Below are 16,165 nucleotides of genomic sequence, written 5' to 3' on the forward strand. Positions count from 1 at the left end.
CGGGCCGGACGACGGCTCAGGCCGCTCGGACGTTGGTCAGGAACTTGCTGACCTCGTTCTTCAAGCGACCCGAGTCGGTGGACAGCATCTGTGCCGCCGACAGCACCTGCGAGGATGCCGAGCCGGTCTCGGTCGCACCACGCTGCACATCGGTGATGTTGGAGGAGACCTGCTGGGTACCTTGCGCGGCCTGCTGCACGTTGCGGGCGATCTCCTGCGTCGCCGCGCCCTGCTCTTCCACCGCAGCTGCAATCGCCGACGAGATTTCCGACAGGCGTTCGATGGTCGAGGAGATCTCCTTGATGGCGCCGACCGAGTCGTTGGTCGCCGCCTGAATGCCGGAGATCTGCTGGCCGATCTCGCCGGTCGCCTTCGCGGTCTGCTCGGCGAGCGCCTTCACCTCGGAAGCCACGACCGCAAAGCCACGGCCGGCTTCACCGGCACGGGCGGCTTCGATGGTCGCGTTCAGCGCGAGCAAATTGGTCTGGCCGGCGATGGTGTTGATCAGCTCGACGACGTCGCCGATGCGGGCGGCCGCCTTGGACAGCTCGCTGACGCGCTCGGTGGTGGCACGGGCCTGGCCGACGGCATCGCCCGCCATCCGCGCCGATTCCTGCACCTGACGGCTGATCTCGCCGACCGACGAGGCCATCTCCTCGGTCGCCGAGGCCACCGACTGCACGTTACCGGACGCCTGATCGGACGCGGCAGAGACGACGGAGGCAAGCTGTTGCGCCCGCTCGGCGGTCGAGCTCAGCGATCCCGCCGAGGTCTCCAGTGCGCCGGACGCGGCCGAGACCGTCTCGACGATGCCGCCCACCTGCGCTTCGAAGCTGTCGGCCAGTTCGTTCATCGCGCGCTTGCGCTCGCGGTCGGCGGCCGCCTGGTCCTGGGCACGCTGCTCGATGCTGCGCTTGATGTCGCCCTGCATCGAGCTGAGGGACGTCGCGAGCCGACCGACCTCGTCGGCCTGGTCGATCTCGAGCTGCTGGTTGAAGTCGCCTTTGGCGATGCCGTCGGCGAAATTCGCGCAATCCTGGATCGGCCGCGCGATCTTGCGGGCCGCGAACGAGATCAGGAAGATCGCGGCGAGCACGATGACGAGGCCGACGCCGAGCTGCCAGAACGTGCTCGACGTCGCACGGGCGCTGAGCGAGGCATCCAGTTGCCGTGCGGAGGCCAGCACGACGTCGCGCGGGATCGAGATCACGACCGACCAGGCGTTCTCCGTAAGTCCGAAGCGGACCGGCGCATAGATGTCAATATTGGCGAACTTGGGATCGTCCTGCACCGTACGCTTGCCGGCCTTGATGATGGCGAGGCTCTCGCTCCAGCGCGGATCGGCTTCCGACGCGTTCTTGCCGATCACGTCCTGATTGGCGCTGTTGGCAACGATCAGGCCGGTATCGTTGAGGATCGCGACCTTGCCCTTGCCCTCGAACAGCGAGCCGTTGATCTTGACGGCGAGCTTCTGCACGAAATCGAGATTGTAGTCGGCGCCAGCGACGCCGCGGAACTTGCCGCCGATCATGACCGGCACCGACATGGTCGCCAGGAAGACGGCCTTGCCCTGAACGATATAGGGCAGCGGACCGAGGATGTTCTCCTGACCCGTCGTGTTCGGATTGATGTACCAGGCGCCCTTCACGAGGCCGTTGGGATGCCGCTCGCTGCTGTCGTACTCGACCAGCGGCTGAACGGCGATATCGCCGTTGGCATTGCGCGTCCAATAGGGCAGGAAGCGGCCGGTATTGTCCGATCCCACGTCCTTGCGGCCCTTGAACGCCGCGTCATCGTTATCCAATGCGCCGGGCTCCCAGGCCGAATAGGTGCCGTTGAAGGCAGGATTGAGCTCGAGCACGTGGCGCAGGAGCGCGTTGAACTGGGCACGCCGGGCCGCGATGGGAGTGCCGACCTTCTCGTCGGCCAGCGTCGCGAAGGCATGCGCTGTGGTGCGCGCCGCATCAAAGCCCACCTCGAGCTCGGCCTTGATCGCGTTGGCTTCGGTGGAGGCCCGATTCATCAGGCTCTCCTTGGTCTGGTGGTCGACCAGCTGCATGACCTCGTGGGTCACGTACTGATTCATGCTCTGCGTCGAGAACAGGCCGTAACCGATCAGCACGACACAGGTGACCGCGAGACAAATGCCGGCGATCAGCGCGATCTTCAATTGGATGGAGCGAATGGCAGAAAATGAAAGCAGCTTCACGGTGGGCCTCCGAAATACCGTGCCGAGTTAAGGTTACCCGAGTTCGGAACCCGTAAAGATTTGGAACCGTACGACCCACGTGAAAAATAAGTCAAAGGAGGCCGATACTCGGGCCCAAAGCAAAAGAGCGGCGCCGAGGGCGCCGCTCTTGCATAGTCGAATACCTGTTGAAGAAGGTCAGGCTGCGCGGACGTTGGTCAGGAACTTGCTGACCTCGCTCTTCAAGCGGCCCGAGTCGTTGGACAGCATCTGTGCTGCCGACAGCACCTGCGAGGAGGCCGTGCCGGTCTCGGTCGCACCACGCTGCACATCGGTGATGTTGGAGGAGACCTGCTGGGTACCTTGCGCGGCCTGCTGCACGTTGCGGGCGATCTCCTGCGTCGCCGCGCCCTGCTCTTCCACCGCAGCTGCAATCGCCGACGAGATTTCCGACAGGCGTTCGATGGTCGAGGAGATCTCCTTGATGGCGCCGACCGAGTCGTTGGTCGCCGCCTGAATGCCGGAGATCTGCTGGCCGATCTCGCCGGTCGCCTTCGCGGTCTGCTCGGCGAGCGCCTTCACCTCGGAAGCCACGACCGCAAAGCCACGGCCGGCTTCACCGGCACGGGCGGCTTCGATGGTCGCGTTCAGCGCGAGCAAATTGGTCTGGCCGGCGATGGTGTTGATCAGCTCGACGACGTCGCCGATGCGGGCGGCCGCCTTGGACAGCTCGCTGACGCGCTCGGTGGTGGCACGGGCCTGGCCGACGGCATCGCCCGCCATCCGCGCCGATTCCTGCACCTGACGGCTGATCTCGCCGACCGACGAGGCCATCTCCTCAGTCGCCGAGGCCACCGACTGCACGTTGGTCGAGGCTTCTTCCGAAGCGCTGGCCACCGTGGTCGCCAGCCGCTGCGAACGGTCGGCGGTCGAGGTCAAGGTCGAGGCCGAAGCTTCGAGCTGGGTCGAAGCCGACGACACGGTCTGCACGATCTCGCCGATCATGGTTTCGAAGTCGCGGGTGATGTTGTCGACGCGGCGACCGCGCTCGATCTTGGCTTCGGCATCCGCGGCCGCAGCCTCGTCCGCTGCCTTCTTGGCGATCAGCGCTTCCTTGAAGATCTGGAGCACGTCGGCCATGGCGCCGATCTCCGTCTTCTCGCCGCGATGCGGGACCTCGGCTGCGAGGTCGCCCTTGCCCAGCGCCTGCATCGGTTCGATGATCGAGTTGATGCCCTTCGAGACGTCCTGAACCAGGTAGAAGCCCACGGCAACGCCGGCAATGACGGCGATGCCCAGGATGATCGCGACCAGCATGAAGGCGTAGTAGAAGGTGTCGGCAGCCTCCGCGGCGGCCTGTTCGCCACCCTTGGTGTTGAGCTCGATGTCCTTGGTCAGGATCTCATCCGCCGCAAGACCGATCTTGTTGACCGTCTTGGAGTTCAGCTCCTGCGCATCGTGCGGGATCTTCCCAGCCTCCTTGCGCGAGATCGCGAAGACGTCTTCGGTTCCCTTCTTGTAGTCGTCCCAGAGCTTGGACCATTGGCTGTAGAGCGCCCGCTCTTCCGGGGAGCTGATCATGGCCTCATATTTGCTACGCGTCTTGGCAAGCGCCTCTGTCACGGTAGCGGCGGTCTTCTCCACCACGAGCTTGTCGTCCAGAGCTTCGGCCAGCATGTGCTGGCGCACCACGTTCCGATAGGTAATGACTGCGGCGCGGAGGTCGCCGATCACCCTGACGCTCGGCATCCAGTTCGTGGTGATGTCGACGGTGTTGGCGTTGATCGTCCGCATCTTCATGACGGCGAGCAGGCCCATGCCGGTCATCGCGACCAGCAGGAACGCCACGACGCTGATGATCTTGGCGCGGATGGAAAGCTTTGCAAACATAATCGGGGCTCGTTGTGCTGGCGCGGGCGCGCGTCGGTAGCTGTAGGAATCAACCAAAGAGGAGCGGCGCCGACATCCACGCAGCAGACCAACCGCGCAGACGTTAGCTGCGACTCCGCACGGCTACGGAAATCCAAAGAGATGAACAGGGGACTAAAAACGCCCTGCGTTCAACGCATGAGCCTAAGCGCGTCCGAGAAAAACTCGGGTCCGCCGAAGTTTCCGGACTTCAAGGCGAGCAGCATCTCCCCGGCTTCGGCACCGACCGCGCGCAACACCGGGACACCGGCGGCGATCTCCGCGCCGACGAGGAAGCCCGGAATTTGAATGCGATCGACGACGGCGCCGGAGGTCTCGCCGCCGGCGACAACGAGCCGCCGAACCCCTGCTTTCACGAGGTTTTCTGCGATATCGGCCATCGCCTGCTCGATGGCATGGCCGGCGGCATCGCGGCCGTGGCGAGCCTGCAGGGCGGCGACTTGATCCGGCGTCGAGCTCGATGCGATCAGCACCGGACCATCGGCGAGCCGAGGCCTCGCCCAGCTCAGCGCGCGCTGCACTTCATCCGCCCCCGTAAGAATACGGTCCGGATCGAGATGGAGCACCGGCATGACCTTTTCGGCGCTGGCGATCTGCTTCAGCGTCGCCTGCGAGCAGCTTCCGGCAAGGCATGCCGCCGGTCCGCCAACCGCAGCACCGGCTTCACCGCTCGCCCCAGCGGGCTTGACCTCGCCCGTCGACACCAGCGCGCGCGCCAGTCCAAGGCCGATGCCGGAGGCACCGACCGACAGGCGATGCTGACCGGCGACGAGGCCGATGGTCTCGAGGTCGCGGTCGAACACGGCGTCGATGATGGCAGCGCCAATGCCCTGGGCCGCAAGCTCGACCAGCCGCGCCCGCACGGCATCCGCACCGCGCGTGACGGTGGCGAGGTCGACGAGGCCGATCTGCGTCCGGCTCTGACGCGCGAGCACACGCACCAGGTTGGAATCGTGCATCGGGTTGAGCGGATGGTCCTTCAGCGGGCTCTCGTTCAGCGGCACGGCGCCGACGAAGAGATTGCCCTGGTAGACGGTGCGGCCGGTCTCCGGGAAGGCCGGCGTCACCAGCACGGCTCCCTCGCCGCAATCGGCGCGCAGCGCGTCCATGACGGGGCCGATATTGCCTGAAATGGTGGAATCGAAGGTCGAGCAGATCTTGAACAGCACATGGCGCGCGCCGCGGCCGCGCAGCCATTTGTCCGCCGCGCGCGAGCGCGACACGGCAAGGCCGGCCTCGATCGAGCGGCTCTTCAGCGACACCACGACGGCATCGACCTCGGGCAGCGCGAGATCGTCCGAGGGCACGCCGATGGTCTGCACCGTGCGCAGGCCCGCGCGCGTCAGCGTGTTGGCGAGATCGGAGGCGCCAGTGTAGTCGTCGGCGATGCAGCCCAGCGCAAGGGTCACGGCTTCACTCCAGCGTAAGGCTTGAACCAGGCGAGACCGTCGGAGGTCTTGCCGCGCGGGTTATACTCGCAGCCGACGAAGCCGGCATAGCCGAGCCGATCGAGCTCCTCGAACAGGAACGGATAGTTCAGCTCCTCGCCGTCCGGCTCGTTGCGCGAGGGGATACTGGCGATCTGGACGTGGCCGATGATCGGCATCATCTCGCGCAGCCGCATGGTGACGTCGCCATGGATGATCTGGCAGTGATAGATGTCGAACTGCAGCTTGAGGTTCGCAAGCCTCAGCTCCTGGATCAGGTCGCGGGCAAAGCCGAAATCGTTGAGGAAGTAGCCGGGCACGTTGCGCGCATTGATCGGCTCGATCACGACGTCGATGCCGTGGGGAGCGAAGAACTCCGCAGCCCATGCCACCGATTTGTAGAAGGCCTCGATCGCGACGCGCTCGCCACGGTTGGCGATGCCGGCCATCAGATGCAGGCGCTTCACGCCGGTCGCCTTGGCGTAAGGCAGCGCCGTCTCCAGGCTCGCCTTGAGATCGGCGAACCGCGCCGGCAGCGCCGCAAAGCCTTTCTCGCCGGCGTTCCAGTCGCCCGGCGGCAGATTGAACAGCGCCTGGGTCAGGCCGTTGCGCTTGAGACGCTCGCCGACCGCCTCGGCCGGGTGCTCGTAGGGAAAGAGAAACTCGACCGCGGTGAAGCCGGCTTGCGCGGCGGCGTCGAAACGATCGAGGAACGGCACCTCGGTGAACATCATCGAGAGATTGGCGGCAAAACGGGGCATGGGAGTCCTCTTCGTTACTTGTCGCCGGGCAGCTTCACGCCGGTGACCTGCGCATACATACGCGCCACCGAGGCGTCGTCATCGCGGCCCATGCCGGCGGCAGCCGTCATCAGGAACATCTGCAGGGCGGCGGCCGAGACCGGCACGGGGAATCGCGCGCTGCGCGCCATGTCCTGGATGATGCCGAGATCCTTGACGAAGATCTCGACGGCACTCCGCGGCGTGTAATCGCCGTCGAGCACGTGCGGCATGCGGTTCTCGAACATCCAGGAATTGCCGGCGGACGCCGTGATCACTTCATAGACCTTGCGGATGTCGAGGCCCTGCTTGGCCGCGAATGCCATCGCTTCCGACGCGGCGGCAATGTGCACACCGGCAAGAAGCTGGTTGATCATCTTGAAGGCGGCGCCCTGGCCGGCGGCATCGCCGAGCTCGTAGAGTTTTGCGGCCATGGCATCGAGCGCCGGCCGGGCCTTTGCGAACGCGGCGGAGCTGCCGGAGGCCAGGATCGTCAGCTCGCCTTGTGCCGCGCGCTGCGCGCCGCCGGAGATTGGCGCATCCAGATAAAGCCGGCCGGTTGCCTCCAGCTGCTTGGCGAGGCGCCGCGCCACTTCGGGATCCATGGTGGCGGAGGAGACGAACACACTGCCTTTCGGCATGGTCTCGGCGGCCCCGTCCTTGCCGAACAGGATCGCCTCGGTCTGGGCAGCGTTGACGACGACGCTGACGACGATGTCGGCGTCCTTGGCCGCCTCGGCCGGCGTCTTTGCGCCTGCCCCGCCGTCCTTCACGAAGCGCGCCACTGCGTCTGCCGAAACGTCACAACCGGTGACCGCGTGGCCGGCGCGCTTCAGCGAGGTCGCCATGCCGTACCCCATCGAGCCAAGCCCGATGACGGCGATGCGCTGTTTTTGAGACGTGGAGGCGGACATATGCAACTGACCCTTGCGAACGTTTCCTGGATGGCCGGCTTTTGCGGCGGCTCGGCGAACCGATAACACGGCTTGGCCGCGCTGCCAAAGCGTGAGACAAGCGGACATGACGGCCATGAGAACCGACACGAGCAACGAGACAAGGCTGCGCGAGGATATCTGCCGCTTCGGACGGTCCCTGTTCGAGCGCGGGCTGACGCCGGGCTCATCAGGCAATATCAGCGTCAGCCTGGACGGCGGCGGCTGGCTGGTGACGCCGACCAATGCCTCGCTCGGCTTCCTCGACCCGGCAAAGTTGTCTCGGCTGGATGCGGAGGGTAAGCTGGTTTCGGGGGATGCTCCGACCAAAGAGGTTCCCCTGCACACCGCGCTCTACGACACACGCGGCAGTGCACGCGCGATCGTGCATCTGCACTCCACCCATTCGGTCGCGCTCTCGATGCTGCCGGAGATCGACCCGCACGCCGCGCTGCCGCCGATGACGGCCTATTATCTGATGAAATGCGGCGCCACCGCGCTCGTGCCTTATTACCGCCCCGGCGATCCCGCGGTGGCCGATGCGATCAAGGGGCTGGCGGGGAAATATTCATCCGTGCTGCTCGCCAATCACGGCCCGGTCGTCGCGGGCGACACGCTGGAAGCCGCGGTGTTTGCGACGGAGGAGCTGGAGGAGACGGCGAAGCTCTATTTGCTGCTGCGCGGGCTGAACCCGCGCTATCTGTCGCCGGAGCAGGTGACGGATCTGGTGAAGGTTTTCGGGGTGACGCTGCCGGAGCATGGGCACGAGCATTGAACCACGCACACTGACGTCATCCTGAGGTGCGAGCCTTGCGATGCAGCGCATCGCAAGGTGAAGCCTCGAAGGATGGGCTACAGGCGCTCGCGGCCCGTCCTTCGAGGCGCGCGAAGGGCGCGCACCTCCAGCGACAACCGCTTCGCGGTTGCGCGGGGATGACGGCGGAGATTGCGGCCGCAGTCGAGCTACAGCCCCAGATACGCCTTGCGCACGTCCGGATTGCCCTTGATCTCCGCGGCCGGGCCCTGCATCAGCACGCGGCCGGTTTGCAGGATGTAGGCGCGGTCGGCGATCTCCAGGCACTCGGCCATGCGCTGCTCGACGATCAGGACGGTCATGCCGCTGTCGCGGATCAGCTTCACCGCCTGGAAGATCTCGTCGACCAGCTTCGGCATGATGCCTTGCGAGGGCTCGTCCAGCATCAACAGGCGGGGACGCGTCATCAGCGCGCGGCCGATCGCGAGCATCTGCTGCTCGCCGCCGGAGAGCGTCTCGGCGCGCTGATCGAGGCGCTCGGCGAGGCGCGGAAACAGCTTGAAGACGAGATCGAGCGGTGCCTCGCGGTCGGCCTCGCCGCGATAGAGATAGCTGCCGAGGCGAAGATTGTCGCGCACCGACAGGCGCGGAAACAGGCGGCGGTTCTCCGGCACATAGGCGATGCCGGCCGCCGTGATGTGATGCTGCGCCATGCCGTTGATCTGCTTGCCGTCGAAGGTCACGCTGCCAGAGCGCGGACGCTCGGCACCGGCGATCGACTTCAGCAAAGTGGACTTGCCGGCACCGTTGGCACCGGCAACGCAGACGATTTCACCCTTGGTGACCTCGATGCTGACCGCGGAGATCGCGACCAGACCCTGATAGGCGGTCGTGACTTCACGCACCGACAGCATGACGATCTCCCAGATATGCCTTGATCACCTTGGGATCGCGGACCACTTCGGCGGGCTTGCCCTCGACCAGGACCTTGCCGAGGTCGAGCACGATGGCGCGGTCGACCAGCGGCATCACGATTTCCATGACATGCTCCACCATCAGCACGGTGATGCCGGCATCGCGCACCTTGCGCACCAGGGCCACGCCGGTCTGCGCCTCGGTCGGCGTCAGTCCGGTGAGGACTTCGTCGAGCAGCAGCAGCTTCGGCTCGGTCGCGAGCGCACGCGCGACTTCGAGGCGGCGTTTCTCGGCCGGCACGAGGTCGCTGGCGAGCACGTCGGCACGTGCGGCAAGGCCGGTGAACTCGAGCACCTCACGCGCCTTGCGGCGCGCCTCGCGCATCACGGTGTTGCGCACCAGCGCGCCGACGATGACGTTGTCGATCACAGTCATGGTCTCGAAGCTCTTGACCACCTGGAAGGTGCGCCCCACCCCGCGCTGGCAGCGCGCGGCCGCCGGCATGTTCGTGACGTCCTCGCCGTCAAATAGAATCGAGCCTTGCGTCGGCGGCAAGACGCCGGCGATGAGATTGAACAGCGTCGACTTGCCGGCGCCGTTGGGGCCGATCAGGCCGACGATCTCGCCGCGGCCGACCGAGATCGAGACGTCGCTGTTGGCGACGAGGCCGCCGAAGCGCTGCCAGACGCCGCGGGTTTCAAGCAGCGCGGTCATCGGGCGGCTCCCGTCTTCTTCGGGCGCGCGAACAGGCTGAGCAGCCCCCGCGGCAAGGCCAGCGAGATCAGCACGATCAGCGTGCCGTAGACGATGAGGTCGACGCCGCGTCCCGAGCCGCCGAACTTGAAGCGCGTCAGCTCGGTCAGCGGGATCAGGATGGCGGCCCCGAGCACCGGCCCCCACAGCGTGCCGATGCCACCGAGCACGGCAGGCAGCGCCATCAACAGCGAAAACTGGAAGCCCATGACGCTCTCGGGGTCGATGTAGGAGACGAACTGGGCGTAGAAACTGCCGCCGACGGCAACCAGGAAGGCGGAGACCGCGGCCGCGCCCATCTTGGAATTGAACACGTCGACGCCGAGGCTCTCGGCCGCGTCCGGATTGTCCTTCACCGCGCGCCACCAGAAGCCCCATTTGGAATCTTCCAGCCACCAGGTGACGAACCAGGCGAGGCAGCACAGCGCCAGCGCGAAATAGAAATACGGCAGCTTGGTGCGCAGGAACTGGAATTTCAGCCAGCTGTCGCCGCGGATCGGGATGGTGATGCCCATCGCGGCGCCGGCCCAATCCCAATTGTGGAACAGAAGCAAGCCGATCTCGGCGATGACGATGGTGGCGATCACGAAGTAATGGCCGCGCAGGCGGAAGAAGGGATAACCGAGCCCCATCGCGATCAGCGCCGACACCACGCCACCCGCCAGCATGCCGAACCAGGGCAGCACGCCGAACTTGGTGAACAGCAGCTCGGTGGTGTAGGCCCCCAGGCCGAAATACAGCGCGTGCCCGAGCGAAATCTGCCCGCAATAGCCGGACAGGATATTCCAGCTCTGCGACAGTCCCGCATACATCAAGGTCAGGATCAGGATGTTCTGGACGACGACGTCCTTCACGAACAATGGCGTCAGCGCCGCGATCCCGGCCAGCACCGCGGCGATGATGAGGTCGCGGCGGCGCCGCGCTGCAAATTCCTTGTCCATCAGATCGATCCGAACAGGCCGCGCGGCCGGATGAAGACGACCAGCAGATAGACGGCGTAGATGCCGACCGATTTCAACGACGGCGGCAGCACCAGTGCGGTGGTGGCTTCGACCAAGCCCACGATGATGCCGCCGGCAAACGCGCCAAACACGCTGCCGAAACCGCCAAGCGCCACGGTGACGTAGGCGATCAACGCAAAGGACGCGCCGACGTCGGGATAGATGTAGAAGAACACCGCCATGATCGCGCCGGCGAGACCGACCAGCGCGGCGCCGAGGCCCCAGCCGAACGCGAACACGCGGTTCTTGTCGATGCCGACCAGCGCGACGGCACCGGGATCTTCGCGCGTGGCTTCCAGCGCGCGGCCGAAATCGGTGCGGTGGATGAAGAAGTACAGACCGGCGAAAGCCGCGATCGAGACCAGCGCGCCGACAAGCTGCGGCTCGGGTAAGAAGATGCCGGCAATCGAGATGGTCTTGCCGCCGAGCCATGACTGCGGAATGCTGCGATAGTCGGGCGTGAAGAAGTACTGCGCGAGGCCGCGCATCACGATGGCGAGGCCGAAGGTGGTGAAGATCTGCACCATGCCGGCATTGGCCTTGGCCCGCATGGCGAAGCGGACAATCAACAGGTAGACCACCGCTCCGAAGATGAAGAGCGCCGCGGCGACCAGCGGCGCCGACAGCAAGGGGTCGATCGCGAAGAACGCGAACAGGAAGAACGACAGGTACATCGCGATCATCAGGAACTCGCCATGGGCGAAGTTCGTGACGTCCATCAGGCCGAAGATCAGCGCAAGGCCGACCGCGATCAGTCCGTAGAGCAGGCCCATGAGCAGGCCGCTCGCGAGACTCTGGATAATGGCTTGGGCTGTCAAAACTCTGTCCCCCGAAATGCGCTCAGAATGAGAGCCGAAGCTAACTCCTCCGTCATTGCGAGGAGCCCTTGCGACGAAGCAATCCAGACTGTCTCCGTGGATACATTACTGGATTGCTTCGCTTCGCTCGCAATGACGTCGCGGGGAGGCAGCTCGATTGGCTACACCGCAAAAGTGCTTGGTCCCCGCAGCGCTTACTTCATCGGCCAGACCGCTTCCGCGATCGCGGCCTGCGGCGGGAAGATGGTGACGAACTTGCCGCCGATATATTGCAGCAGCACCGGATCGGCATCGTTGTTCTGGCCCATCTCGTCGAACTTGACGCGCTTCCAGGGCATGATGGTCTGCTCGCCCGGAATGTCGGTCGCCGCCAGCGCGTCGCGGATCTTCTCGCCGTCGGTCGACTTGGCGCGGCTGATGGCGTCGGCGAGGATGATCAGGCCCATGAACTGGCGCGAGGTGAGGTCGTTGAAGTCCTTGCCCGAGCGCGCCTTGAACATGTCGTTGATCTTGCCGACCATCGGGCGCTTCTGCGCGAGATCGAGCGAGAAGGTGCCGCGCGAGATCACGCCTTCGAGCTTGTCGCCGACCGCGTCATAGAGCGCCTTCTCGGAGAAGCCGGCATCCTGCGCCACGATCGCATTCGGCTTGTAGCCGAGCTCGGCCATGGTCTTGACCAGGAGAATGCCGTCGGTGGTGTAGCTCGAGGGCATCAGCACGTCGGCGTTCGCGGACTTGAGCTGCTGCACCTCGGCCGAAAGCGAAGGCGAGTTGGCGCGATACTTGATGTCGGTGACGATCTTGTAGGCGCGCTCGCCGGCGATCTTGGCCTGGGCGTTGCCGGAATCGGTGCCGAAGATGGTGTCCTCGTGGAACAGCGACAGCGTCTCGATCTTGGTGCCCTTCTTCTTCATGGCGTCGAAGAAGTCGAACATGGCGGCCGAGTACATCTCGTCGTGCGGCGCGGCGCGGAAATAGTACTTCAGGCCGCGGCGATGCAGGCTGGGCGAGGAATTGTCGGCCGAGACGAACGGAACCTGGTAACGCTCGCAGATCTGGCTGACGGTGACGGCAACCGCACTCTGATAGGTGCCGATGACGGCACAGACCTTCTCCTGCGTAATCAGGCGCTCGGCCTCGGCGCGGCCCTTCTGCGGATCGGCCTGGTGGTCGGCGAACACGAGACGGACCTTGGCGCCGCCAAGACCCGGAAGGCCCTCGCCCTTCGCCAGCGGCAGGTCGAAATCGGTGGCCTTGTTGATGACTTCGAGCGCGGTCTCATAGGCCTTTTGCGCGTCGACACCCTGCTGCGCGCTGCCGCCGGAGAACGGATAGATCACGCCGATCACGACTTCCGAAGTCTGTGCGCGGGCGGCCAGCGGCACCAGCGCTGCGGTGGCAGTGGCACCCAACAATACGTCGCGGCGAGTGATCGTCATGGCAGAGTCCTCTTTGACTGAGTTTCGGCTGATCGAATGAAGCGATTGATAGACGCGGTAAAGCTCGAAGAAGCAGCAGATGCTGCCCACTAAATCACGGCCATGGTCCTGTTCTTGAGATCCGTCACCAGCATCAGGCCGGGCGAATGCGTGATCGCGAACGGAAGCTTGGCGGCGTTGATCACCGATTGCGGGGTCACGCCGCAGGCCCAGAACACCGGGATCTCGTCGTCGGCCACCGGCACGGGATCGCCATAGTCGGGCTTGGCGATGTCCTTGATGCCGATCAGGTGCGGATGACCGAGATGCACGGGCGCGCCGTGCACAGCGGGATAGCGCGAGGTGATCTGCACAGCGCGGATCGCGTCCGCCGGCTTGAACGGGCGCATCGACACCACCATGGGACCGGCGAACGGACCTGATACACCGCAGGCGATGTTGGTGCGGTACATCGGCACGCGCACATTGTGCTCGATGTGGCGGATCGGCATGCCCTCGTCGAGCAGCGCCTCTTCGAACGAGAACGAGCAGCCGAGCACGAAGGTCACGAGATCGTCGCGCCAATGCTTCGTCACATCGGTCGGCTCGTCCACCACCTCGCCGTCACGCCAGACACGGTAGCGCGGCACGTCGGTACGGATGTCGAGATCGGCGCCGAGCGCCGGGATGAAGGGACTGCCGACGTCGGACATCCCGATGATCGGGCACGGCTTCGGATTGAGCTGGCAGAAGCGGTGAAAGGCACCGGCATATTCGGCCGGCAGGATCGCCAGATTGCCTTGGACGAAGCCGGGGGCGGCGCCGGCGGTGGAAGCGACCAGCCCCGCGCGATAGGCGAGTCGGGCCTTGCGGCTCGGGAGCGTGTCGGGCGTTTCAGTTTGCTGCGCTGCCACCAAAACAGTCATGTGATCGACCTGCCTATAAACTCGACAAAGACAAGCCAACACCAAGCGTGCTATAAAGTCTAATCGTCGTTTCTAATCAATCTCGATAAATCTTTTTTATCGACTGGGAAAATCCTTCCAATGCTGGACTTCAGGTCGATCGAGACGTTCCTTTGGGTTGTGAAGCTCGGCAGCTTTCGAGGCGCCGCCCAGCGCCTCAACACGACCCAGCCCGCGATCTCCCAGCGCATCGCCCAGCTCGAGCGCGAGATGGGCGTGAAGCTCCTCAACCGCGATCATCGCGTGGCCTCGCCGACCCCGAGCGGCCGGCAGATGATGGTCTATGCGGAGAAGCTGATCGGCCTGCGCGCGCAGATGATGGCGGAGATCAGCGACGCCTCCGCGATGCGCGGCGTGATGCGGCTCGGCGTCGCCGAGACCATCGTGCACACTTGGCTGCCGCGCCTCGTGAAGAGCGTCAACCAGGTCTATCCGAACCTGTCGCTGGAGATCGAGGTCGACATCACGCCGAATCTCACCGCGCGCCTGCTCGCGCAGGAGATCGAGCTTGCGTTTGTCGTCGGGCCGCTGTCCGCCTCCGGCGTGCACAACCGCGTGCTCGCCGATTACCCGATCGGATTTCTCGCAAGCCCCTCGCTCGGCCTCGGCAAGGGCCCGGTGACGCCGGCGGAGCTCGCGCGGTTTCCGATCATCACCTTCCCCCGCAAGACCAAGCCTTACGAGGTCGTGCGCGAGGTGTTCGACCGGCCCGAGCTGCCGCCGATCCGCCTGCATGCCTCCGCCTCGCTGGCGACCGTCATCCACATGGCGGTCGAAGGGCTCGGCGTCGCCGTGATCCCCGATGCCATCGTCGAGAACGAGCTCGCTGACGGTCGGCTGCAGCTGCTCGACACCGACCTCGCCATCGCGCCGCTGACCTTCACCGCAAGCTGGCTCGCCTCGCCCGACGTCGTCGCGGTGGAGCGCGTCGCCGAGCTTGCACGGCAGATTGCGCAGAGCAGCCTCGCGGTTGACGCGCCCGCGTTGGCGGGTCATTGAAAAAGGCGCCGGACAATCGAGAGACCCACCCGCATGAGCCGAGCCGTCACCAACCTGCAAATCGATTCCGCCCGCCTCTGGGGCTCCATCCACGAGACCGCGCAATTCGGCGCGACGGCCAAGGGCGGCGTGCGGCGACTGACGCTGAGCGCCGAGGACAAGCAGGTGCGCGACTGGTTCCGCAAAGCCTGCGAGGACGCCGGCCTCGAGGTGCACACCGACGCGCTCGGCTCGCAATTCGGCCTGCGCAAGGGGCGCGACATGTCGAAGCTGCCGGTCGGCATCGGCTCGCATCTCGACACCCAGCCGACCGGAGGCAAGTATGACGGCATCCTGGGCACGCTCGGCGCGCTGGAAGTGATCCGCACGCTGAACGATGCCGGCATCGAGACCGACGCCCCGATCTGCATCGTCAACTGGACCAACGAGGAAGGCTCGCGCTTCGCACCTGCGATGATGGCCTCGGCCGCCTATGTCGGCGATTTCACCACCGACGACATTTTGTCGCGCAAGGACATCGACGGCACCACCGTCGGCCAGGCGCTCGACAGCATCGGCTATCGCGGCGACAAGCCGGTCGGCTCCCAGAAGCTCGGCTGCTTCGTCGAGCTGCACATCGAGCAGGGTCCGATCCTGGAGGCCGAGGGCAAGACCATCGGCGTCGTCGATTCCGGCCAGGGCGTACTGTGGTACGACGGCAAGATTTCCGGCTTCGAGAGCCATGCGGGCTCGACGCCGATGCCGCTGCGCCGCGATGCGCTGGCGACGCTCTCCGAGATCGTGCTGGCGATGGAAGCAATCGCGAAGAAGCACGGGCCGAATGCGGTCGGCACCATCGGCGAGGCAGTGATCGCCAACCCCTCGCGCAACGTCATTCCCGGCGAGATCGCCTTCACCATGGATTGCCGCAGCGCCGACGGCGCGATCATGGACGCGCTCGACCGCGACCTGCGCGCAGCGATCGCCGAGATCTCCGCGCGCCGCAAGGTCGAGGTGAAGCTCGACCTGGTCTGGCGCAAGCCGCCGACGCATTTCGATCCCAAGCTCATTGCGGCGGTCGAGAACGCGGCAAAGACGCTCGGCTATTCCTCGCGCCGCATCACCTCCGGCGCCGGCCATGACGCCTGCAACCTCAACACCGTCATCCCCGCCGCGATGGTGTTCGTGCCCTGCAAGGACGGCATCAGCCACAACGAGCTGGAAGACGCGACGCAGCCCGACTGCGCCGCCGGCACCAACGTCCTCATGCATACCGTGCTGGCGATCGCCGGCGTCGCGTCCTGACCG

The 16,165-nt window shown here is 65.3% G+C and carries 14 protein-coding genes; 3 read left to right on the forward strand and 11 right to left on the reverse strand.

The features are described from left to right. Positions 1-16: 16 nt before the first annotated feature. From Q0743_RS30895 to ltnD, 5 genes are all read right to left on the reverse strand, one after another. Positions 17-2,209, reverse strand: a complete 2,193-nt coding sequence (locus Q0743_RS30895) for a methyl-accepting chemotaxis protein (RefSeq protein WP_298245203.1) — start codon at positions 2,207-2,209, stop codon at positions 17-19. 177 nt (positions 2,210-2,386) lie between these two features. Continuing rightward, positions 2,387-4,078 (reverse strand): methyl-accepting chemotaxis protein, encoded by a 1,692-nt coding sequence (locus tag Q0743_RS30900; protein WP_298245204.1) that lies wholly within the window; start codon positions 4,076-4,078, stop codon positions 2,387-2,389. 170 nt (positions 4,079-4,248) lie between these two features. Next, entirely contained in the window at positions 4,249-5,526 is a 1,278-nt protein-coding gene (gene otnK / locus Q0743_RS30905) for a 3-oxo-tetronate kinase (protein WP_298245205.1), read from the reverse strand. Then, complete coding sequence (gene otnI / locus Q0743_RS30910; RefSeq protein WP_298245206.1) at positions 5,523-6,305, reverse strand: 2-oxo-tetronate isomerase; 783 nt, start codon at positions 6,303-6,305, stop codon at positions 5,523-5,525. The genes otnK and otnI overlap by 4 nt, the downstream gene beginning before the upstream one ends. A 14-nt stretch (positions 6,306-6,319) precedes the next feature. Further along, positions 6,320-7,354: an L-threonate dehydrogenase gene (gene ltnD / locus Q0743_RS30915; protein WP_367184956.1), complete on the reverse strand. Its 1,035-nt coding sequence runs from the start codon at positions 7,352-7,354 to the stop codon at positions 6,320-6,322. Here ltnD and Q0743_RS30920 point away from each other — a divergent pair. Next, positions 7,344-8,030 (forward strand): aldolase, encoded by a 687-nt coding sequence (locus Q0743_RS30920; RefSeq protein ID WP_298245208.1) that lies wholly within the window; start codon positions 7,344-7,346, stop codon positions 8,028-8,030. The two genes, ltnD and Q0743_RS30920, sit on opposite strands and share 11 nt — an antisense overlap. Before the next feature lie 188 nt (positions 8,031-8,218). Here the strand turns inward: Q0743_RS30920 and Q0743_RS30925 are convergent, their stop codons facing one another. From Q0743_RS30925 to Q0743_RS30950, 6 genes are all read right to left on the reverse strand, one after another. Continuing rightward, the gene (locus tag Q0743_RS30925; RefSeq protein ID WP_097659416.1) at positions 8,219-8,923 is read right to left on the reverse strand and encodes an ABC transporter ATP-binding protein; all 705 of its coding nucleotides are present in this window, start codon (positions 8,921-8,923) and stop codon (positions 8,219-8,221) included. Further along, positions 8,907-9,638 (reverse strand): ABC transporter ATP-binding protein, encoded by a 732-nt coding sequence (locus Q0743_RS30930; protein ID WP_298245209.1) that lies wholly within the window; start codon positions 9,636-9,638, stop codon positions 8,907-8,909. Before Q0743_RS30930 ends, Q0743_RS30925 begins: the two co-directional genes overlap by 17 nt. Continuing rightward, entirely contained in the window at positions 9,635-10,618 is a 984-nt protein-coding gene (locus tag Q0743_RS30935) for a branched-chain amino acid ABC transporter permease (protein ID WP_298245210.1), read from the reverse strand. The genes Q0743_RS30930 and Q0743_RS30935 overlap by 4 nt, the downstream gene beginning before the upstream one ends. Next, positions 10,618-11,496, reverse strand: coding sequence for a branched-chain amino acid ABC transporter permease (locus tag Q0743_RS30940; protein ID WP_298245211.1), 879 nt, complete (start codon positions 11,494-11,496; stop codon positions 10,618-10,620). The genes Q0743_RS30935 and Q0743_RS30940 overlap by 1 nt, the downstream gene beginning before the upstream one ends. Before the next feature lie 194 nt (positions 11,497-11,690). Further along, positions 11,691-12,935 (reverse strand): ABC transporter substrate-binding protein, encoded by a 1,245-nt coding sequence (locus Q0743_RS30945; RefSeq protein WP_298245212.1) that lies wholly within the window; start codon positions 12,933-12,935, stop codon positions 11,691-11,693. A gap of 89 nt (positions 12,936-13,024) precedes the next feature. Next, positions 13,025-13,840: a putative hydro-lyase gene (locus Q0743_RS30950; RefSeq protein WP_298245213.1), complete on the reverse strand. Its 816-nt coding sequence runs from the start codon at positions 13,838-13,840 to the stop codon at positions 13,025-13,027. A 120-nt stretch (positions 13,841-13,960) separates the two neighbouring features. Here Q0743_RS30950 and Q0743_RS30955 point away from each other — a divergent pair, with 120 nt between their 5' ends. Beyond that, positions 13,961-14,878, forward strand: a complete 918-nt coding sequence (locus Q0743_RS30955) for a LysR family transcriptional regulator (RefSeq protein ID WP_100178978.1) — start codon at positions 13,961-13,963, stop codon at positions 14,876-14,878. 33 nt (positions 14,879-14,911) lie between these two features. Then, positions 14,912-16,162, forward strand: a complete 1,251-nt coding sequence (locus Q0743_RS30960) for a Zn-dependent hydrolase (RefSeq protein WP_298245214.1) — start codon at positions 14,912-14,914, stop codon at positions 16,160-16,162. Positions 16,163-16,165 lie beyond the last annotated feature (3 nt).

Origin of the sequence: uncultured Bradyrhizobium sp., from assembly GCF_936943645.1 — a bacterium.
Lineage (GTDB): Bacteria > Pseudomonadota > Alphaproteobacteria > Rhizobiales > Xanthobacteraceae > Bradyrhizobium.